The organism is Streptomyces carminius (genome assembly GCF_002794255.1).
GTDB lineage: Bacteria > Actinomycetota > Actinomycetes > Streptomycetales > Streptomycetaceae > Streptomyces > Streptomyces carminius.
This window is the reverse complement of the sequence record NZ_PGGW01000023.1, coordinates 11,669-32,383: the sequence shown is the minus strand read 5'-3', so window position 1 is coordinate 32,383 and position 20,715 is coordinate 11,669. Positions and strand designations below refer to the sequence as shown.

At 71.3% G+C, this 20,715-nt stretch carries 14 protein-coding genes and 1 pseudogene; 7 read left to right on the top strand and 8 right to left on the bottom strand.

Annotation, left to right across the window (positions count from 1 at the left end):
- From CUT44_RS08585 to CUT44_RS08575, 3 genes are all read right to left on the bottom strand, one after another.
- Positions 1 to 1,391: acyl-CoA mutase large subunit family protein (locus CUT44_RS08585; protein WP_100201583.1), on the bottom strand; the 1,391-nt coding region annotated here is incomplete at its 3' end.
- A gap of 206 nt (positions 1,392 to 1,597) precedes the next feature.
- The gene (locus CUT44_RS08580) at positions 1,598 to 2,497 is read right to left on the bottom strand and encodes an ROK family protein (protein ID WP_269846173.1); all 900 of its coding nucleotides are present in this window, start codon (positions 2,495 to 2,497) and stop codon (positions 1,598 to 1,600) included.
- A gap of 36 nt (positions 2,498 to 2,533) precedes the next feature.
- Positions 2,534 to 3,877, bottom strand: a complete 1,344-nt coding sequence (locus CUT44_RS08575; protein WP_233221315.1) for an FAD-binding oxidoreductase — start codon at positions 3,875 to 3,877, stop codon at positions 2,534 to 2,536.
- Between the two features lie 668 nt (positions 3,878 to 4,545).
- On the opposite strand from CUT44_RS08575, the gene CUT44_RS08570 reads away from it, so the two are divergent.
- A complete protein-coding gene (locus CUT44_RS08570) occupies positions 4,546 to 5,319 on the top strand; it encodes a thioesterase II family protein (RefSeq protein ID WP_100201580.1) in 774 nt (257 codons plus the stop codon).
- A 299-nt stretch (positions 5,320 to 5,618) separates the two neighbouring features.
- On the opposite strand, the gene CUT44_RS08565 is transcribed toward CUT44_RS08570, so the two are convergent.
- Together CUT44_RS08565 and CUT44_RS08560 are read right to left on the bottom strand one after the other, a co-directional pair.
- The gene (locus CUT44_RS08565; RefSeq protein ID WP_100201579.1) at positions 5,619 to 7,091 is read right to left on the bottom strand and encodes an MFS transporter; all 1,473 of its coding nucleotides are present in this window, start codon (positions 7,089 to 7,091) and stop codon (positions 5,619 to 5,621) included.
- 116 nt (positions 7,092 to 7,207) lie between these two features.
- Positions 7,208 to 8,371, bottom strand: coding sequence for a 3-deoxy-7-phosphoheptulonate synthase (locus tag CUT44_RS08560; protein WP_233221314.1), 1,164 nt, complete (start codon positions 8,369 to 8,371; stop codon positions 7,208 to 7,210).
- Between the two features lie 226 nt (positions 8,372 to 8,597).
- Between CUT44_RS08560 and CUT44_RS08555 the strand changes: the two genes are divergently transcribed.
- Positions 8,598 to 9,383, top strand: a complete 786-nt coding sequence (locus CUT44_RS08555; RefSeq protein ID WP_146252186.1) for a hypothetical protein — start codon at positions 8,598 to 8,600, stop codon at positions 9,381 to 9,383.
- A complete protein-coding gene (locus tag CUT44_RS08550; protein ID WP_100201576.1) occupies positions 9,380 to 10,417 on the top strand; it encodes a 3-dehydroquinate synthase family protein in 1,038 nt (345 codons plus the stop codon). Before CUT44_RS08555 ends, CUT44_RS08550 begins: the two co-directional genes overlap by 4 nt.
- 73 nt (positions 10,418 to 10,490) lie before the next feature.
- On the opposite strand, the gene CUT44_RS08545 is transcribed toward CUT44_RS08550, so the two are convergent.
- Complete coding sequence (locus CUT44_RS08545; protein ID WP_100201575.1) at positions 10,491 to 10,922, bottom strand: type II 3-dehydroquinate dehydratase; 432 nt, start codon at positions 10,920 to 10,922, stop codon at positions 10,491 to 10,493.
- Positions 10,923 to 11,144: 222 nt separating this feature from the next.
- Between CUT44_RS08545 and CUT44_RS08540 the strand changes: the two genes are divergently transcribed.
- The 4 genes and pseudogenes from CUT44_RS08540 to CUT44_RS08525 all read left to right on the top strand — a co-directional run bounded on the left by CUT44_RS08540 (position 11,145) and on the right by CUT44_RS08525 (position 18,369).
- Complete coding sequence (locus tag CUT44_RS08540) at positions 11,145 to 12,308, top strand: DegT/DnrJ/EryC1/StrS family aminotransferase (RefSeq protein WP_100201574.1); 1,164 nt, start codon at positions 11,145 to 11,147, stop codon at positions 12,306 to 12,308.
- Positions 12,305 to 14,065 carry an HAD-IA family hydrolase gene (locus CUT44_RS34685; RefSeq protein WP_100201573.1) on the top strand — a complete coding sequence of 587 codons (1,761 nt, stop codon included), beginning with the start codon at positions 12,305 to 12,307 and terminating at the stop codon, positions 14,063 to 14,065. Before CUT44_RS08540 ends, CUT44_RS34685 begins: the two co-directional genes overlap by 4 nt.
- A gap of 370 nt (positions 14,066 to 14,435) precedes the next feature.
- Positions 14,436 to 15,253, top strand: a pseudogene (locus CUT44_RS08530) (IS5 family transposase).
- Between the two features lie 197 nt (positions 15,254 to 15,450).
- On the top strand, positions 15,451 to 18,369 hold the full coding sequence (locus CUT44_RS08525) for a BTAD domain-containing putative transcriptional regulator (RefSeq protein ID WP_100201572.1): 2,919 nt from the start codon (positions 15,451 to 15,453) through the stop codon (positions 18,367 to 18,369).
- On the opposite strand, the gene CUT44_RS08520 is transcribed toward CUT44_RS08525, so the two are convergent.
- A complete protein-coding gene (locus CUT44_RS08520) occupies positions 18,358 to 20,223 on the bottom strand; it encodes an FAD/NAD(P)-binding protein (protein WP_199185653.1) in 1,866 nt (621 codons plus the stop codon). The two genes, CUT44_RS08525 and CUT44_RS08520, sit on opposite strands and share 12 nt — an antisense overlap.
- Positions 20,220 to 20,705: a GNAT family N-acetyltransferase gene (locus CUT44_RS08515; RefSeq protein ID WP_100201571.1), complete on the bottom strand. Its 486-nt coding sequence runs from the start codon at positions 20,703 to 20,705 to the stop codon at positions 20,220 to 20,222. Before CUT44_RS08515 ends, CUT44_RS08520 begins: the two co-directional genes overlap by 4 nt.
- Positions 20,706 to 20,715: the final 10 nt, after the last annotated feature.

The window sequence follows — 20,715 nt, the reverse complement described above, 5'->3', positions numbered from 1 at the left end:
TCGGCCTGCTGGGCCTCGATGGCCGGGTCCACCCGCAGCGGCTCGTAGGGCTCCTCCTCGTCGAGCTGGAAGCGGTTGACCCCGACGACCACCCGCTCGCCGGAGTCGGTCTCCTGGGCGATGCGGTACGCGCTGCGCTCGATCTCGCCCTTCTGGTAGCCGTGCTCGATGGCGGCCACCGCGCCGCCCAGCTCCTCGACCTTCCCGATCAGCCCGGTGACCAGCTCCTCGATCTCGTCGGTCATCCTCTCGACGACGTAGGACCCGGCGAAGGGGTCGACGGTGGCGGTCACGTCGGTCTCGTGCGCCAGCACCTGCTGGGTGCGCAGCGCCAGCCGGGCCGACTTGTCGGTGGGCAGCGCGATGGCCTCGTCGTAGGAGTTGGTGTGCAGTGACTGGGTGCCGCCCAGCACCGCGCCCAGGCCCTGCACGGCCACGCGCACCAGGTTCACCTCGGGCTGCTGGGCGGTGAGCTGCACCCCCGCGGTCTGGGTGTGGAAGCGCAGCATCAGCGACCTGGGGTTCTTCGCGCCGAAGGTCTCCCTCATCACCCGCGCCCAGATCCGGCGGGCCGCGCGGAACTTGGCGACCTCCTCCAGGATCGTGGTGCGGGCGACGAAGAAGAAGGAGAGCCGCGGCGCGAAGTCGTCCACGTCCATGCCGGCCGCGACCGCGGTGCGTACGTACTCGATGCCGTCGGCCAGGGTGAAGGCGATCTCCTGCGCGGGCGTCGCCCCGGCCTCGGCCATGTGGTAGCCGGAGATGGAGATGGTGTTCCAGCGCGGGATCTCGGCCCGGCAGTACTTGAAGATGTCCGAGATCAGCCGCAGCGAGGGCCTGGGCGGGAAGATGTAGGTGCCGCGGGCGATGTACTCCTTGAGCACGTCGTTCTGGATGGTGCCGGTCAGCTTCGCCGCCGGCACGCCCTGCTCCTCGGCCACGAGCTGGTAGAGCAGCAGCAGCACGGCCGCCGGCGCGTTGATCGTCATCGAGGTGGAGACCTCGCCCAGCGGGATGCCGTCGAACAGCACCCGCATGTCCTCGATCGAGTCGATCGCCACGCCGACCTTGCCGACCTCGCCGCTCGCGATCGGCGCGTCGGAGTCGTGGCCCATCTGGGTGGGCAGGTCGAAGGCGACCGACAGACCCATGGTGCCGTTGGCGATGAGCTGCTTGTAGCGCGCGTTGGACTCGGTCGCCGTGCCGAACCCGGCGTACTGCCGCATCGTCCACGGCCGCCCGGTGTACATGCTCGGGTAGACGCCCCGGGTGTACGGGTACGCCCCCGGCTCGCCCAGCCTGCTCGCCGCGTCCCAGTCCCCGAGCGCCCCGGGTCCGTAGACCGGCTCGACCGGCAGCCCGGACTGCGATGACCTCGTCCTGCGTTCCATCGTCTCAGCTCCTTCTGTCCCGCCGAACGGTCGGCTCCGGCATACCGGCCCGCGAGCGGGCCACCACAGGCGCACGGACCGGCCGGAGGCGACCGGGCCGTCCGCCGGACGCCGGGGCGGACGGGATGCCCCGGACTGCCGTTCCGCACGGTCGCGCCGTCCGTGCGGGCACAGGTCGTGGAGGCGGTCGGCGCGGACTGCCCGCCTCAGCCGGCCGGCACCGGTCCGAAGGTCTCCTCGGCGAGCAGGACCGCGCCGTACAGCGAGGACCGGCCGCCCAGCGCCGCCGGACGGACCCGTATCCGCCTGCTCCCGGGCCGGGCCAGTTCCTCCACCTGCGCGGCGACCGACTCCACCAGCCCCGGCACCCCGGCGGCGAACCCGCCGCCGACGAGGGCCAGATCGAGCTGTGCCAGCTCACCCACGCCGATCACGGCGCGGGCGAGAGCGGCGGCGCTCTCGTCGATCGCCGCTCTCGCCCAGAAGGCGGAGGCCCGTGCCCCCTCGACCAGTTCGGCGAAGGCGACCTCCCGGCCGCGCAGTCCGGCGGCGCGCCGCAGGGTGGCCGGTCCCGAGGCGACCGCCTGCACACAGCCCCGCCGTCCGCAGTCGCACCGCGCTCCGTTCCCGTCGACGACGAGGTGGCCGAGTTCGCATGAGCCCCGGGCCGGGCCGGGCCAGAAGCGGCCCTCGAAGACCACTCCGCCCCCGATGCCGGTGCCGACCCCCAGGTACATCAAGTCCGGGCAGCCCGCCTCCCGTGACTCCGCCAGCGCGGCGAGATCGCCGTCGTCGGCACGGGCCACCGGGGTGTCCGGGAAGATCCGCGCCAGGGCGGCCTCCAGATCGAGGCCGACCCAGCTCGGCCGTCCCGGCCAGGCGCGCACCGTGCCGTTCGCGTCACAGATCGCCGGCATGGCCACCCCGACCCCGCTGAGCGGTGCCGGCCGGTGCCGCAGCAGGACCTGGACCCGCTCGGCGAGCAGTTCCAGATCCCCGGCGGCATCGCAGGCCGCGGTCCAGCGGAAGGTGTCCTCGACGGTGGCCCCGTCTCCGCCGGTGCCGCTCTTGAGACGCAGGGCGACCTTCGTCCCCCCGACGTCGATCCCCAGGTAACTGATGTCCGCTTTCCTCCGTCCCGGTCAGCTGCCGATGCTCTGGCCGTGGTGGAAAACGTTGTTCGGGTCGTAGGCCTCCTTGACCCTCAGCAGCCTCGCGTAGTTGTCCCCGTAGTAGGCCCGCCGCCAGTCGGCGAGCCGGGGGTCGGGGAAGTTGACGTACGCCTCACCGGTGGAGGCGGGGTCGATCACCTGGGATCCGCGGTCCACCCAGTCCACCATGGCGGCCTCCTCCTCCGGGGGAGGCGAGGCGGACGGGGTCATCGCAGCGAACCCGGTCATGAACTGAGCCCCGCGGTGCCAGTACGCGGTCTCGGTCCGGCCGGCCTCGTTCGCCTTGCCGCCGGTGGCGGTGAAGCTGAGGAAGCGGGTCTGCCCGGCCTGCCGGTCGCCGTCGTAAGAGGCCAGCGCGTCCGCCAGGACCGTCCCGGTGACCGGACGTTCGTAGATCCTGGTCCGCTCGCGCAGCACACCGTTCCGGGGCAGCGCGGCGTCGGGGGTCTGACCGACGAGGTGGCACTGGCTCGTGGTGAGCTGCCCGCAGCCGTACACCCGGCGCATCACGTCACCGTAGGAGAGCTCCTTGACGTCCTTGCCGACCGGCTGGGTGCCGGCCTGCGAGGCCATCGCGTTGAGGCCGTCCTCCAGAGCGCTCTGCTGCCCCCAGAAAGCCCCGTTGATCATGACGGTCGGGACCTGGCCCGGTGCGGCGTCGAACAGGGCCACCAGGAGCGCGGAGCCGAGCTCGTGAGGACCGGACACGCTCCACTGCTGCCACGCCTCGATCACCTCCTGGGCCTTGTCCCAGGGCCAGGAGGTGTCGAAGAACACCCCGCGCGGCTGCTCGATCGGGCGGACCTCGAAGTCGAGGACGATGCCGAAGTTGCCGCCGCCGCCACCGCGCAGCGCCCAGAACAGCTCGGGCCGCTCGGTGGCCGAGGTGTGCACCAGGCAGCCGTCGGCGAGCATGACCCGGGCCGACACGAGCCGGTCGGAGCCGGTGCCGTACTTGCGGGTCTGGTGTCCGATGCCGCCGCCGGAGATGAAGCCTCCGGGACACACGGTCGGACAGGTGCCGGTCACGATCTGCCTGTTGTGCGGCTCCAGTGCGGCGAGGGTGTCGATGGCCTTCGCCCCGGGGCCGACGTGCACCGTACTGCCGCCGGCACGGACCTGCCGGAAGGCCGAGATGTCGATGACGAGCCCCTCGCCCGTCGACCAGCCGGCGAGATTGTGGCCGCCGCTGCGCGTACGCACCTCCACCCCGTGGTCCTGCGCGAACCGCAGGCACGTGCGCACGTCCTCGACCGTCCTGCAGTAGGCGACGCCCTGGGGATTCACCACGCTGTATTCACCGAGGTAAACCATCTTGGCGTTCTGGTAATCCCTGTGCGAGGGACGGATCAGATCGCCGGTGAGTGCCTTTCGCAGCCGCTCCCACTTGTCTCCGGACGGCGTTTTCGGCACTGCCGAGGCGAAAGCAGCGGTCGGTATACCTCCGGCGGCGGCAACCAGACCCAGACTGCTCGCCGTCTTGAGGACATTTCTCCTGCTCAGCATATTATCTGTCCCTTCGGTGCACTGAAACGGTACGAAGGAGGGGGCATTCGCCGTAACCCCTAACCACCCCCTGTGGCGCCGCCTCCGCAGCCACCGGCCGGCGGAGGGCGTCCGGGCCTCCTACCTCCGTCGCCACCGGCACCGGAACGGCAGACGGGTGGTCAGCCGGGGTGCACGGCGGCGTTCCCGGGCAGGACACCGCGCCGGGGAGGACTTCCGGCGGTGGGCCGCCCGGTCCGGCACCGGCACGCGCGACGGCGTCCGGCGAATTCCCGGTTCCCCGGGCCGGTGGCGCGCGAGTCATCGGCAAGCCCGCTCCCGCGCGTTCCCTCGTTTTCCCGGAACCGTCCGGAAATCGACCGGAAATCACGCGAAGGATTGCGGAGACCATCGGACCGGGGGCTGTCAGGGGTTGTCCGAAGGCGCGGCCCGTGCCACGCTGGCGCCGCTGCGACCATTTCCTGGAGGAAACTCACATGACTCTCTCAGCCGCCGAAGCGGAGCAGTGGATACGCCGTTACCGCCGTCCGGCGCCGGAGAGCCGCCTCGGTCTGGTCTGCTTTCCGCACGCCGGCGGTTCGGCCACGTACTACTCCCCCGTCTCCGCCGCGCTCGACCCCTCCTACGAGGTCATGGCCATCCAGTACCCGGGACGCCAGGAACGCCGCCACACCCCCTGCATCGACGACATCGGGGAGTTGGCGCGGCAGGCCCACGCCGCGCTGGCGGGTGCCGGGATCGGCGGCCCCGGCCGGTCGGTGGCGCTCTTCGGCCACAGCATGGGCGCCACCGTGGCCTTCGAGGTGGCCCTCCTGATGGAGCGGGACGGCACCGGCCCGGTGGTGCTGTTCGCGTCCGGGCGCCGCGCCCCGAGCCGCTTCCGCGAGGACAACGTCCACCTGCGGGACGACGCGAGCATCGTCGAGGAGATACGCGCGCTGGGCGGCACCGACTCCCGCGTCCTGCGGGACAGGGAACTGCTCGAGATGGTGCTTCCCACGCTCCGCAGCGACTACCGCGCCGTCGAGCGGTACCGGCGCGGCACGGACACCAGGATCGGCGCGCCGATCGTCGTCCTTGTCGGGGACAGCGATCCGCACGCCACCCGCGAGGAGGCGCTCGCCTGGCGCGACCACACCACGGGTCACTTCGAGGCGCACACCTTCCCCGGCGGTCACTTCTACCTCGAGAAACAGCAGGAGGAGGTCCTGGGGACCGTCACCGAGGTCCTCGGGCGCCTGCACCCCTGACCCCCGCCGGAAGCGGGGGTTCCACGGCCTGTTCCTGCGAGGTGCCCCGGGCGGCGTGAACGCCCGGGGCACCTGCCGCTTGCGAGGGGGAGTCGGTGCCCTCGTCCCTCGGTGTCTCCTCCTCGCGTCCCTCCGCGGGCCCGCACGGCACGGAATCGCCTGCCGGGGACACGACCCGGACGGCGCCGACCGGACGGACGCCGCCGGGCGCGCAGAAGCGCGGAGACCGGGCACGGGCCCGGCCTCCGCCGTGTGCGACCGGTCCGCCACCGCGGCGGACGTGTCCCTGCCGGAGCGGCTCAGGGGGTCACGAGGTTCTCCCGGGGCTCCACCGGCTCGCTCGCCTGCGGCTGCGCCCCCGCCTCCGGCTTCCTCAGCATCGCGACTCCGATGATCAGGGCCAGCAGCACGAATCCGGCACCGAGCAGGAACGCCGACTGGTAGGCACCCACCAGCGATGCCGCCTCGCTCTTGCCCGCGGCCGTGAGGTCGCTCGTCCGCGCGGTGACGACCGCGCTCAGCACGGCGAGCCCGATCGCGCCGCCGATCTGCTGCGTGGTGTTGAACAGCCCGGAGGCGGTGCCCGACTCGGCGGGCGTGACGGAGGACATCCCGAGCCCCATCATGGCCGGCGCGGCCAGTCCGAAGCCCAGGCCCATGACGACGCTCGCGGGCATGAAGTCCACCACGTACACACCCTCGACGCGGATGAACGAGAGCATCACGAAAGCCGCGATGATCAGGGCGAGGCCCAGGAACAGCATCGGACGCTGGCCGAACCTGGTGATCAGCCGGGCCGAGAAGCCGAGGGAGACCGTCGCGATCACCACCGCGATGGGCACGAACGCCAGACCCGCCTCCAACGGGCTGTACCCGAGTACGCGCTGCAGGTAGAGCGTGCCGAAGAAGAGCAGGCCGAACATGCCCGCGATCATCATGAACTGCACGATGTTCGCCGCTGTCAGGCTCCGGGAGCGGAAGATCTTCAGCGGCAGCAGGGGCTGTGCCGCGGTGGCCTGGCGGACGACGAAACCGACGAGCAGCGCGATGGACAGCAGGCCGAGGAGCAGCGTCCGGACCGAACCCCAGCCGGCCCGCTCCGCGTCGACGATCGTGTAGACGAGAAGCATCATGCCGGCCGTGATCAGTACCGCGCCCATGAAGTCGGTGCCCTTGTTCAGTCCCTGCCCCGGGTCCCTCTCGATCCTGCCCAGACCGACCAGGATGAGAACGGCGCCGATCGGGGCGTTGATGAAGAAGATCCAGTTCCAGCTCAGCATGTCGGTGAGCACACCGCCGAGCAACGGCCCGACCGCTCCGCCGCCCGCGGACGCGAAGCTGTAGGCACCGATCGCCTGAGCCTGCTTGCGCGGCTCGGAGAACATGGTCGCGACCATACCGAGGATGCAGGCGGACGCGATCGCGCCTCCGACGCCCTGGATGAACCGGAACAGAATCAGCATCGCCTCGGTGGTGGCGAAGCCGCACAGCAGGGAGGAGACGCTGAACAGCGCGACACCGGTGAGGAATACGATCTTCCGGCCGATCAGGTCACCGAGTCGTCCCGCCAGCATCAGCAGGCCACCGAACGGGATGACGTACGCGTTGACGACCCAGACGAGGTTCTCGGAGGAGAAACCAAGGCCGCGTTGGACCGTCGGCAGTGCCACGTTGACGATGTTCTGGTCGATCACGATCATCATCTGGCCGAGACACAGCACACTGATCGTCAGCCACGATGACTTGGTGTTTTTCAGGGCGGGCTGGCCCATTTCCGGTCGCCTCCAATAGTGCACCGTTTGTTACAGCAGACATGATGCGTTCCCGTGAAAGGGAGCGGAAGAAGGCACTTTGCTGTGACACGGGCACATCGATGTGCCTTTCACATTCAGCGACCGAACAACCCGGCCGCGCGGTGGGCCAGCTCCATCGCCTGGTGGGCGTTGAGCCGCGGGTCACAGGTGCTCTCGTAGCGTTCGGCGAGACCGTGCGCGGTGATTCCCCGGACCCCGCCGAGGCACTCGGTCACCGAGTCCCCGGTCAGCTCCAGATGCAGGCCGCCCGGGTGGGTGCCGAGCTCGCGGTGCACCTCGAAGAAGCCCTCCACCTCGTGGAGGACGTCGTCGAAGTGCCGGGTCTTGTATCCGGTCGCCGACTCGTGGGTGTTGCCGTGCATGGGGTCGCACTGCCAGACGACCCGGCGCCCGGTCGCGGTCACCCGTTCGACGATGGGCGGCAGCACGTCCCGCACCCGGGCGCTTCCCATCCGGCTGATCAGCGTGAGCCGTCCGGGTTCCCCCTCGGGATCGAGCCGTTCGGCGTACTCGGCCGCCTGCTCGGGTGTGGTGCCCGGACCGATCTTCAGCCCGACCGGGTTGGCGAGCAGGCCGGCGAACGCGATGTGCGCGCCCTCGGGCTGCCGGGTGCGCTCGCCGATCCACAGCAGGTGCGCCGACCCGCTGTACAGCCGCGGCCCTCCGTCCGGGTCCGGCACCAGTCGGGGGCACTCGTAGTCGAGCAGCAGGGCCTCGTGGCTGGTGTAGATCCCGGCGGAGCGCCCGGATCGCAGGATGTCGAGCGTCCTTCGGGCGTCCTGGTACGCCTGGACCATCCGCACCGGGTCGGGGATGCGCGCCCGCGGATCCGGCGCGGCCGAGTTGACGATGTCGCCGCGGTAGACCGGCAGGCCCAGGCCGTCGGTGGCGTTGGAGCGCGGCTTGGCGTACTGGCCCGCGATCCGCCCGACACCGACCACCGGCAGGCCGGCGCCCTCGGCCAGCACCGCGGCCATCCTCAGCAGCGTCGCGGCGTTGCCCCGGACGTGCTCCTCGGTGTTGCCGGCAAAGGTCTCGGCGCAGTCCCCTCCCTGGAGCAGGAACGCCTCCCCCCGCGCGACGCGTGCCAGGTCCCGCCGCAGTGCCCGGACCTCACCGGGCGTGACGAGCGGAGGCAGAGCGGCCAGGAAGGCGGACACCGAGCGCACCTGTGTCGCGTCGGGCCAGCCGGGCTGCTGCGCCGCGGGCCGGCTCAGGGCCTCGGAAAGCCTTCCCATCGTTTTCGGGGGGAGTCCGGGATGCCACCCGGGTATTTCCATCTGAACAGTCGGATACATGGCTTCATTAAGCCGGAGAGGAGAACCCCTAGGCGTACCCCTAAACACTCCCTTATTTGTTCCCCGGCAGGTTCTCCCCTCTCATGCCAATTGCACGCCGGAAGCGGCGATCACTACGATCGGCGACGATTGAGGACCGCCCCAGCGATGATCGAGGTGGAACGCTTTGGCACATCGATGGCTTCTCGTCCGCCTGTACGGAACCGCAGGCGGACCCCTGCCCCCGCCCTCCGTGCTGCCGCGCCTGGCGCGGTACGTCCGGTCGGCCGACTCCGCGGCCTGCTGCTTCTTCTCCCGGGAGGACGACGCCACGGGCCCGTCGGTGGAGTTGTGGCTCGACTCCACGCCCGAGGTGCGCCGCGCGGCCGCGGACCTGCTGCGCTCGGAGCCCGAGTCCCCCTGGCGGCCCGTCGTCGAGCAGGACGTCCCGCGTCCGGTCCACCATCCGCACGAGAGCGGGCGGGATGTGCGGGACGAACTGGCCGCGGTCTCCACCGAGTTCGCCCTCTCGGTGCCGCCGGGCGGCGAACCGGGGCCAAAGAAGGCGTTCGACCTGGGAACCTCCCATCTGCGCGGCATCGTCGAACTGCTCCCGGAGGCCGCCAGGCCGGGGTTCCTCTTCCAGTGCTGGCAGAGCTGGTCGGCCGGGCTCTCACCGTGGGAGCGGGAGAAGCTGGCGGCCGAGACGGACATGCGAAGGGCCGCGGTGCCGCACGCTCCGTCGAAGGCCCGCCTGAGATACCTGGACCGCACCCGGCGGGCCATCCGCCACCAGCGGCCGGGGAACGGCCTGCCGGAGCCCTACCTCATCTTCCATCAGGCCGGAGCCACGCACGGCCGGCTCGGGGTCCCACCCGCCCAGGGCGCGGCGGCGGCACTCGCCCTGCGGAGCGAGCTGGCCGAGCGGACCGCCTCCCCCGTCCCGGTCGCAGCCTCCGGCGGGCACGCGTGAGCGCCCGCGGCGGGGAGCGGGAGACCGGCCGGGTCCGGGTGGACCTCGGGGAGCGGTCCTATGACGTCCTCATCGGCACCGGCGTCCGGCACAGGCTGGCCGAGGTGGTGGCCGGCCTCGGAGCGGAACGCGCCGTGGTCGTCGCCGCCCGTCCCGCCGAGTGGGTCCCCTCCCCGGGGATCTCCCACCGGGTGATCGAGGTACAGGACGGGGAGCGGGCCAAGACGCTGGCCACCGTCGGTGAGCTGTGCCGCCGGTTCGCCGACGCCGGACTGAGCCGGGGCGACGTGGTGGTCTCCTGCGGCGGGGGCACCACCACCGACACCGTCGGGCTGGCCGCCGCCCTCTACCACCGGGGGATACCCGTGGTCCACCTGCCGACGACGCTGCTCGCCCAGGTGGACGCCAGCACCGGGGGGAAGACCGCCGTCAACCTGCCCGAGGGCAAGAACCTGGTCGGCGCGTACTGGCAGCCCAGGGCCGTGCTGTGCGACACCGACTACCTCCAGACGCTGCCCGAGCGCGAGTGGCTCAACGGCTACGGCGAGATCGCACGCTGCCACTTCATCGGCGCCGGTGACCTGCGCGACCTCCCCACAGTCGAGCAGATCACCGGGAGCGTGCGGCGGAAGGCGGAGATCGTCTCGGCCGACGAGCGCGACTCCGGTCTCCGGCACCTGCTGAACTACGGCCACACCCTGGGGCACGCACTGGAACTGGAGACGGGCTTCGGCCTCCGGCACGGCGAGGCGGTGGCGATCGGCACGGTGTTCGCCGGCAGGCTCGCCGGTGCGCTGGACCGCATCGACCAGAGCCGGGTCGACGAGCACCTCGACGTCGTCCGGCATTACCGGCTGCCCTGGCGGCTGCCCTCCGGTGCGGACATCGACACGCTGATCCGTCTGATGCGACTGGACAAAAAGGCGAACGGGGACCTGGCCTTCGTCCTGGACGGGCCGGACGGAGCCGAGCTGGTGCGTGAGATTCCCGAGCACGTGGTGAAGGACTGTCTGGCGGCCATGCCGAGCGCCTGACCCCGGGAACGCGTCGGCGGGGTGCCGGAGCGGTCTGCTCCGGCACCCCGCCGTCCCGCCGTACCGCCGCGGGTCACCGGACCAGGTGCAGCAACGCCTTCGCCGCCAACCGGTAGCCGTACGACCCCAGCCCGACCACGACTCCCCCGGCGAGGGGCGCGAGAACCGACTCGTGCCGGAACCGCTCCCGGGCCCAGACGTTGGAGATGTGCACCTCGATCCAGGGACTCGGGTAGGCGGCGAGCGCGTCGCGCAGGCTCCAGCCCGCCATCATGAGCGCACCCGGATTGACGATGGCGCCCACGGTGTCGGGATTGTGGTTGACCGCGCGGACGAGTGCGCCCTCCGAATCGTCCTGGACCGCGGTCACGGTCCACCCTCGGTCCGCGACCTCCTCGGACACGGCCTTCTCGATGTCCGCCAGTGTGTCGGTCCCGTAGATCTCGGGCTCGCGGCGTCCCAGAATGCCGAGATTGGGACCGTTGATCAGGAGCAGCCGGCTCATCACGCCACCTTTTCAATCGACATCGTCCACCGCATTCCTAGCAGGAGATATACCGGCACCGAAACTGTGGAAATCCGGGATCGACACAGGGGGGACATAGGGGGTGGGCCGCGGACTTTCACTCGGGTAGCTTCGGAATACGCGCGGTCGACACCCCCGCGACTTTCCGAGCGAAATCCCGTCTACCCAGAAGCGTTTCCAGCGAGTAGAAGGATAGGGACCGTGAGCGTTTCCCGAGAGGTTCCGGAATTCCCGGCCTGGCCGCAGTTCGACGACGCCGAGCGCGTCGGTCTTGTCCGCGCCCTGGAACAGGGCCAGTGGTGGCGGATGGGAGGCAACGAAGTCACCGAGTTCGAGAACGAGTTCGCGGAGTACCACGGCTCGGAGCACGCACTGGCGGTGACCAACGGCACACACGCCCTCGAGCTCGCCCTCCAGGTCCTGGGGGTCGGCCCGGGCTCCGAGGTGATCGTGCCGGCGTTCACCTTCATCTCGTCGTCGCAGGCGGCGCAGCGGCTCGGGGCGGCCGCGGTCCCGGTCGACATCGACCCGGGGACCTTCTGCATCGACCCGGCCGCCGCCGAGCGCGCGATCGGCCCGAAGACCGCCGCCATCATGCCGGTGCACATGGCCGGGCACTTCGCCGACATGGACGCGCTGGAGAAACTGTCCGCCGACAGCGGGGTGCCGCTGGTCCAGGACGCCGCCCACGCGCACGGCGCCCGCTGGCAGGGCCGGAGGGTCGGCGAGTTCGACTCGGTCGCCGCGTTCAGCTTCCAGAACGGCAAGCTGATGACGGCCGGCGAGGGCGGCGCCGTCCTGTTCCCCGACAGGGAGCAGTACGAGGACGCCTTTCTGCGCCACAGCTGCGGACGGCCGCGCACCGACCGCGGCTACTTCCACAGCACCGCGGGGTCGAACTTCCGGATGAACGAGTTCTCGGCCGCGGTGCTACGGGCTCAGCTCGGCCGCCTGGACGGGCAGATCACCCTGCGCGAGGAGCGGGCGCCGCTGCTGTCGCGCCTGCTGAACGAGATCGACGGCGTGGTGGCGCAGAGCCGTGACGAGCGGTGTGACCGCGACCCGCACTACATGATGATGTTCCGCGTTCCCGGGATCACCGAGGAGCACCGCAACGTGCTGGTCGACGCGCTGATCGAGCGGGGCCTGCCCGCGTTCGCCGCGTTCCGCGCGATCTACCGCTGCCCCGGCTTCTGGGAGATCGGCGCCCCCGACCTGTCAGTGGACGAACTGGCCGCCCGGTGCCCCGCCACTGAGGCCATCTACACGGACACCATCTGGCTGCACCACCGCACGCTCCTGGGCACCGAGGAACAGATGCACCGGATCGCGGACATCGTCGCCGACACCCTGGCCACGGCATGACCGGCGAAGACACCGGGCGGCCACTGCGTGTGGCGGTCATCGGTACCGGCTGGGCCGCCCGTTCGATCTGGCTGCCGCGGTTGACCGCGCACCCGGCGTTCACCGTCGCGGCCGTAGTGGACCCGGACCCGGCCGCGCGTGCCGCCGCAAGCGGTGGCGAGCTGCCGGAGTTCGCCACCGCCGAGGAGCTCTCCCCTGCCGAGATCGACCTCGCCGTCGTCGCGGTGCCCAACCACCTGCACGCCGCGGTGGCCGAGACGGTCCTCGGCGCCGGCATATCGGCGTTCGTGGAGAAACCCGTGTGCATGACGTCGGCCGAGGCCGACCGGCTGGCCGCCGCCGAGTTCACCGGTTCCGCGATGCTGCTGGCCGGCAGCGCGGCCCGGTACCGCACCGACGTGCGCACGCTGCTGGAGACGGCCGGTACGGTGGGCCGGATCCGGCACATCTCCCTCCGCTGGGTGCGGGCGCGGGGCATCCCGAGCGGGGTCGGCTGGTTCACCAGCCGACGGCTCTCCGGCGGCGGTGCCCTGATGGACCTGGGCTGGCATCTGCTGGACGTGGCGGGCCCGCTGCTGGGAAGCGCGAAGTTCCGGCAGGTGATCGGCTCGGTCTCGGACGACTTCGTCAACGACGGCTCCGTCCGCGCCCGGTGGCGCGAGGACGAGGCGGCGAACACCTCCGGCGACGTGGAGGACACCGCCCGCGGCTTCCTCGTCGCGCCGGAGGGCACATCGGTGTCGATCACCGCGAGCTGGGCCTCCCACCGGCCGGACGACGTCACCGCGGTCGTGATCGAGGGCAGCACCGGCACACTGAGTCTGACCTGCACCTTCGGTTTCAGCCCCAACCGGCAGGACCACTCGGTGCTGACGCTGACCCGCAGGGGCCGGGAGACGGTGGTGCCGGTCCCGAACGAGCCGGTCGGCGTGGAGTACGACCGGCTCCTCGACGACCTGCCGAGGCGGCTGGCCGACCCCAGGACCCGCGGCGTGGCCGTGGGTGAGGCAGCCCACAACGTCGACGCCATCGAGAGGCTGTACCGGTCGGCGGCGCCGAGGCCGCTCCACCCGGTGCGGGCGGTCCTGCCCCAGCCGCACCGGGCCGGGCGCCTCCGGGCGGTGGTCTTCGACCTCGACGGCGTCCTGGTCGACAGCTTCGAGGTGATGCGGCAGGCGTTCACACTGGCCTACCGCGAGGTGGTCGGCGACGGTGAGCCGCCGTTCGCGGAGTACAACCGGCACCTGGGACGCTACTTCCCCGAGATCATGCGGATCATGGATCTTCCACCGGAGATGGAGGGTCCGTTCGTCCGGGAGAGCGCCCGGCTGGCCGAACGGGTCACCCTCTTCTCCGGGATCGAGGAACTCCTGGGCCTGCTGCGCCACCAGGGCGTCAGGCTCGCCGTGGCGACGGGCAAGGCCGGCTGGAGGGCCCGGTCGCTCCTGACGCGCCTGGGTGTCGTGGACCTGTTCGACCACGTCATCGGATCCGACGAGGTGCCCCGCGCCAAACCGGCGCCGGACATCGTGCTGCGCGCACTGGACCTGCTGAAGGTCGATCCCGACGAGGCGGTCATGGTCGGCGACGCGGTGACGGACCTGGCCGCCGCCAAGGACGCGGGGGTGGCCGCGGCCGCCGCCCTGTGGGGCGAGACGGACGAGGCCGCGCTGCTCGCGGCCGGGCCGGACCTGGTGCTGCACAAGCCCTTGGACCTGATCCCGCTCTGCACACCGGCCGAGTTCGTCCTCGGCTGATCTCCCCGTCCCTCCGGCGCGCGCCGCGCGCCGGAGGGACGCCGTCATCGCGCACCTCGCGCCGTCCTCTCCCGCTGCCGCGCGGTCCCTGTCCCAGGACGCGGGGAACCGCGGACAGCGAACGGAAAGATGGCGTCCCGTTCCGTTTCTCCGGGAGTCCGCGAATGTCCGGTGAGTCCGGAGAACCCGGTCCCCACTCCCGAACCGGCGCAGGCCCCCCGAAGGCCGGCGAAGCCGCCGGCAGACGTCGGCAGACGTCGAATTCTCGCCACAACGGAACGGACGAGGCCGGACGGAATCGCCTGGCTAACGACTCACCGGCTAAGAGCGTGTCTCACGTGGTGGGTTCGGTGCGGCATGATGGGGGGCCGTGAGTGTCGATCTGTCGCAGCGGTTGGTTCCCGACGGGCTGTGGGAGCTGGCAGCTCCGCTGCTGCCGAAGTTCACGTCCCGGCCGCAGGGCGGCGGGACCGCCCCGGTGGACGAGCGGGCCGCCTTCACCGCCGTGGTGTACGTGCTGACCAGCGGGTGCGCCTGGCGGCATCTGCCGGAGACCTTCGGCGTCTCCCCGGCCACCGCGCACCGCCGGTTCACGCTCTGGACCGAGGCCGGGCTGTGGCGCCGACTGCACCGGGCGGTGCTGGACGAACTCGGGGTCCGCGGCGAGGTGGACTGGACTGCGGCGATCGTGGACGCGGCGAGTGTGCGGGCGAAAAAGAGGGGCCGCTGACCGGGCGCAACCCGGTCGACCGGGGCAAGAAGGGCAGCAAGCTCCACGTCCTGTCCGACACCCAGGGCCTGCCGCTCGTCCCGGGTGTCTCGGGCGCGAACGTCCACGACAGCCAGGCGCTCCTGCCGCTGGTGGCGGGCATCCCCGCCATCCGCTCCCGGCGCGGCCCGCGCAGACGCCGTCCCGGCAGGCTCCGCGCCGACAAGGCCTACCACTCCGCCGAGAAGCCGGCGTGACTCCGCGAGCGGGGCATCGTCCCGCGTGTCGCCCGGCCCGGCATCGAGTCCAGCGAGCGCCTGGGCCGACACCGCTGGAAGATCGAACGGTCGATCTCCTGGCTCTTCGGCTACCGGCGCCTCACCATCCGGTACGAGCGCAAGGGCAGCCACTTCCTGGCCTTCCTCGGCCTCGCGGCCGCCCTGACCTGCTACAAGAAACTTGCTCAGCTCACCACATGAGGCAAGCTCTAAATTTGGCCACCGCAATAAATTAAGCATGCAATAAGCCAGGCCATCGAGGATGATCGGAGGAGCACTCAAGACCGGTACAATCGTGCGGGTCGGGTTGTCATCCGGCCACAATCAAGCGGGGGGCGTGGCGGCATGGGATGCAACGAGGTGTGCAGGTTTCCTTCTTCCTGCAGGCCAGGTGAGTGATGAGGTTTCGCATACTCGGCCCTCTGAACGTAACCGGTATTGATCATTCCGTCTCTCTGGGAGGGATCAATCAGAGAGCGGCGCTCGGTTACCTCCTCCTCCACGCGAACAACGTGGTGGCGACAAGCCGACTGCTACAGGCCCTGTGGGGAGAGGATCCGCCTCCCACCGCGCGCAAGATCCTTCAGAACGCGATCTCCAGCCTGCGCCGGACGCTGGTCGACCGGGAGAGCGGGGACAGGTCGAAGCTGCTGGTCACCCACGCGCCCGGCTACGTGCTGCGCGCGGACCCGGCCACGATAGACAGCTGCGAGTTCAAAGAGTTGGCCTGGAAGGGGCAAGCCGCGCTGACCGCCGGTGAGTGGGACGAGGCCGACTGCCACCTGCGGAAGGCCCTTGCCCTGTGGAAAGGGCCCGCACTGGCCGATCTGGTCGAGGACGGCTATGCCTGGCCTGAACTCACCGCTCTGCAGAACGCCAGGTTCGGGGTGCTGGAGAACCGGATGGAGGCGGCGCTCGCCGTCGGCCGCCATTTCGAGATCATCGGCGAGTTGGAGGCCGTCGTCAGCACGGACCCCCTGCGGGAGCGTCTGTGCCGGCAGCTGATGCTGGCCCTGTACCGTTCGGGGCGGCAGGCCGACGCCCTGAGCGTGTACCGCCGCACGCGCGCCGCCCTGGTCGAACGGCTCGGTCTCGATCCCGGCCCCGAACTGCGCCGGCTGGAACGCGCGATCCTCGACCACGATCCTTCTCTCCTCCCCGGCGACGGAGCGGCGGTCCGGCTCGCCACCCCGCCGGCCGCCGTGCCCGAAACCGCCGGACCGGACGAGGACGCGAGCCGCTCCGCCGCCCCGCCCGAGCCGCAGCGGTCCGAGACCGCCAGGGCCCTGCGGGCGGCGCCTCCCCCGCCCTGCGGGCTGGAGGAGTACAAGCGTGTGACGGCCGTCTTCGTCCACGTCGACACCTCGGGCACCAGCGTTCCTCCCGAGGTTCTCAACCGCCTGCTCGAACGCGCCCACTCCGCCGTCCGGGAACGGGTCCGGCTGTACGGCGGGCGGACCCACGAGAGACTGGGTCCGGTCACGCTCGCCCTGTTCGGAATCGCGCAGACCCAGGAGGACGATGCGCTCCGGGCGATCCGTATGGCCGTGGAGATGGCCGGGTACTCCGACCAAGGGGTCCGCCTGCGGGTCGCAGTCGCCGGCGGCGAGGCCCTCGTGCTGGGCGCCCACGAGGCCGCTGCGGGCGGCGAGCCCGTCAGCGTCACCGGCCGGTTCCTCGAGACGGGGCTCACCCTGCTGTTCGACACCCGCCCCGGCGTCGTGCGGGTCTGCGACGACACCCGGGAGGCATGTGCCGAGCACTTCGACTTCGTGACCGCCGACACGGCGGCGAGCGGACATGACGTGACCGTTTCGCTGCGCCCACAGCTGGCCAGCCGGACCGACCTCCCGTTCGTCCAGCGCAACCGCGAGTTGAAGCAGCTCGAATGGTGGGTCGAGGAGGTCCGCAGGAGCCGGCGCCCGCACCTGGTGACCGTGCTCGGTGTGGCAGGCATCGGCAAGAGCCGGCTCATGCACGAGTTCCGCCGCGGTATCACCGAGCGCGCAGGGGTACGCTGCCTGATCGGCTGCAATCGCAAGCTGGGGCTCAAGGAGCCCTACACCGCCCTGGCGGGGGTCGTCCGCGCCTACGCCGGAATCACCGACGACGACTCGGCGCTGCAGCAGGACCGCAAGCTCGACGCCGCGGTGACCGGCCTCGTCGGCTCCGGGCCGATCTCCGCCCAGCTGGCCGACACTCTGCGCTCCCTGGTGGCCCCCGGGAGAAGCACCCGGCACGGGCTGCACAGGCCGGAGTCGCTGAAGGCCGTGTTCGCCGCCTGGCGGCGGTTCGTCGAGGAACTGGCCGCCCGTGAGCCGCTCGTCATCCTCCTGGAGGACCTCAACCGGGTTGACGACGTACTGCTCAAGTTCATCGGGGACCTCACCGAGAACGTGGGCAGCCTGCCGCTGCTCGTGGTCGTGACGGCGCGGCCGGAACTGGTCAACCGGCCCTCCTACTGGGCCGGCGGGCAGCGCAACGCCACCACGATGAGCCTCGAGCCGCTGCCGCTCTCGGGGATCGACACACTGCTCAGGAGTCTCCTGGGGGCGGCCCCGGGCAGGTGCACGGCCGAGCTGCGGGCGTCACTGGCGGACCGGTCCGGCGGCAATCCGCTGTTCGCCATCGAGTACGCCAACATGATGGGCTGCAGGACGGGCGGCAGCACCGGCGCCGCGCCGGTGAGCGGCGTCCCCGCGCAGAACTTCGAAGACCGGCCCATGGTGCCCTTCCTCGTGCACAACATCATCTCGGCCCGGCTGGACACCCTGCCGCAGCCGGAGAAGTCACTGCTCTGCGAGGCTTCGCTGTTCGGCAGCCCCTTCTACGAGAAGGAGCTGGCCGCGCTGAGCGGCCGGGACCCCGGCGAGATCCAGGAGTGCCTGGAGTTCCTGGAGCGGCGCGAGTTCCTGCGGCGCAGTCGGCTCGGCCCCGAACTCGGCTCGGTGGAGTACGAGTTCGTCCACGAACTCGTCGGCAAGGTGGCGTACTCCCGGCTGCCGCACGCCCTCCGGGCAGAGAAGCACAGCAGAGCGGCGGAGTGGCTGGCCGGGCAGCCGAACCGGCCCCTGACGCTGCTGGTGCACCACTGCCGGCAGGCGGTTCACCACATCAGGAAGGCCGCTCTGCCGGCCGAGGAGATCTCCGCCCGTGTCTGCGGCATCCTGATCGACGCGGGGCAGCGGGCCGGGCAGCGCGACACGACCGCCGCCCACTACTGCTACCGCACGGCGTTGGAGTTCTGCTCCCCCGGTGACCCCCAGTGGCACCTGCTGCTGCGCCGGCGGCAGCAGGAGGCGAAGTCACCGGCCTGACACGGCGGCGAGCAGCACCGAGCGGGCCACCGCGTCGGTGAGCCGGGAGGAGACCGGATTCGTTCCAGGGCGGGTGAAGTTGCCGCCCGCGACGGCGGTGGTGAACGGGCCGAGGGCGAACCGGCGCGGGTGCCGGCGGCCCGCCGCGTCGAGCACGGCGCCGTCGCGGGCATCCACCGCCGCGAGGCCGGTGCGGTGCCGGAACCTGTCGTCCTCGCTGGTGTCCTCCAGCAGCTGTCCCCGTCCGTACAGCGACCTGACCAGGGGGTCCCGGCTGCCGGGCGACGCGCCGACCGGCAGCCGGGCCTCCACCAGCGCCGAGGCCGTCACCGTACTGCCGGGCAGGGCCGGGCTGCCGGCCTCGAAACGCCCCCCGGCCGCCCTCACCCACATGTCCGGGCCGACGAAGCGCAGCACGCCGGCCTCGCTGAGGGCGAGCAGTTCGCGCATCCGGCGCGGCGGCGGGCCGCTGGCCAGGTAGTTGAAGAAGCCGGCCCACCATCCGTCCACGTCCACCGCCCGCGAGCGGGCCGAGAACCGGCCGCTTTCCAGCAGCGCGGGAAGCTGACCGAAGACCGCCAGCACCCCGTGGACGGCGCCCAGCTCCGCACTGTGGCGCGGGTCGGAGCGGCGCTCGACGACCTCGCGCACGTGTCCGCGAATCCGCCGCTGGAGTGCGGGCCGGTCCGGGAACGTCTCACCCGCGAGCGGCCGGTCCAGCCGCGGGATGTCGAACAGATCGCCGGGATGGACGACCGTCCGGCGCAGCAGGTCCCGGTGTTCCGGTCCGCCCCAGGGCACCGCGGCGCAGGCTTCGGCGAACTCCTCAGGACCGCCCCTAACCCGTTCCGGGTGGGCCGTGAACAGCTCGCGGTAGTAGCCCCATTCGATCTCCCTGGCCGCATGCGGCCACACGTCGCGGAAGAAGTCGAGCCGCTCCGGGGATTCCCGCAGGATCCGCTCGGAGTCGAAGAACCGGGGCGGCCGGGGCGGCGAGGCCGGGGTGTAGGTCGCCTTGGGCGGGAACGGCACGCCGCGCCGGGAACCGGCATGGATCACCGGCTCCTCCCCGCTGGGGAGGTATCGCAGGCCGCCCGCGCCGTCCTCTGTGTAGCGCCCGCCGCGTCCCTCGGTAAGCAGCACCACCAGATCCACGAATGCCAGGCCGAGCCCGCGGACGATGACCGGGGCGCCGGACCGCAGCACGGACAGGTCCTGGTCGGCCGTGTAACCCGGCGGCACGAAGCAGAGTCCGTGCCGTCCGGCATACACGGCGGTGGCGGCCTGCTCACCGGAGAGCTCGACATCCTGGTGCCCCACGGCGAGCACCACGGCGTCGGCGTCCACATGCCCCCCGCCGGCGAGCACGACCCGCTGGTACGCGCCGTGCTCCCGCAGGTCCACCGCCCGGTCCCGATGGTGGTGGAGTCCGGTGCCCGGGGGCAGGCCGGCGACCGCCTGCTCGAACACCCAACTCAAGTAGTGGCTCTGCAGCCTGCGGGTGGGGAACGAGGTCTCGGACAGGTTCTCCAGCTCGTGCCGCACCTCCGGGTCGTCGGGGGTTCCCCTCCCCTCGCGCGCCCAGGCGTAGAGCGAGGGCCCGGATCTGACCGGTCCGGCGCAGACCACGCTCTCGTCGGTGAACATGGTGACGTGCGAGGCCATCGTGTTGAGCATCAGCAGCGGCGACTGCTCGTACCGCCAGATTCGTCCCGGCCCCGGCCGGTAGGGATCGACCAGATGCACCTCAAGAGGCCGGCCGCCGAGCAGTTCCGCCGCGTTGGCGCCCAGTCGCTCCAGCACGGAGACGCCGCTCGGCCCCGCGCCCACTATCGCCACGACGACGGGTGTCACAGCCTCTTCTCGAAGCACAGCGCCTGCCGGCCGTCCGTCGTCGCGGGGTCGCAGGGCACCGGGCGGTAACCGGCGGAGCCGTACAGCCGGTTCGCCTCCGGCTGGCGCGGCCCGGTCACCAGGTACAGCCTGCGGTACCCCCTTTGGCGGGCGGCCCGCTCTATCTCGGCGAGGGTCCGCCTGGCCAGCCCGAGCCTGCGGTTTCGCGGGTCCGTCCATATGCGTTTCAGCTCCGCGGTCTCAGTGTCGTGACGGCGGAAGCCGCCGCCGGCGACGGTCACGCCGTCGATCGTCAGCACCAGGAACCCTCCGTGCGGCGGGGCGAACTCGCTGTGGGGCCGGCTGCTCATCTCCTCGTACGCCGAGGGCCCGTAGCGAGCCAGGTACTCCTCGGTCAGTCCGTCGTGCAGCGGCGCGGCCCTGGCGTCGTCGGCCGGCACCCAGTGCGCCTCGACCCGCGTCGCGCCCGGCTCCGGTTCCATGAGGCAAGTC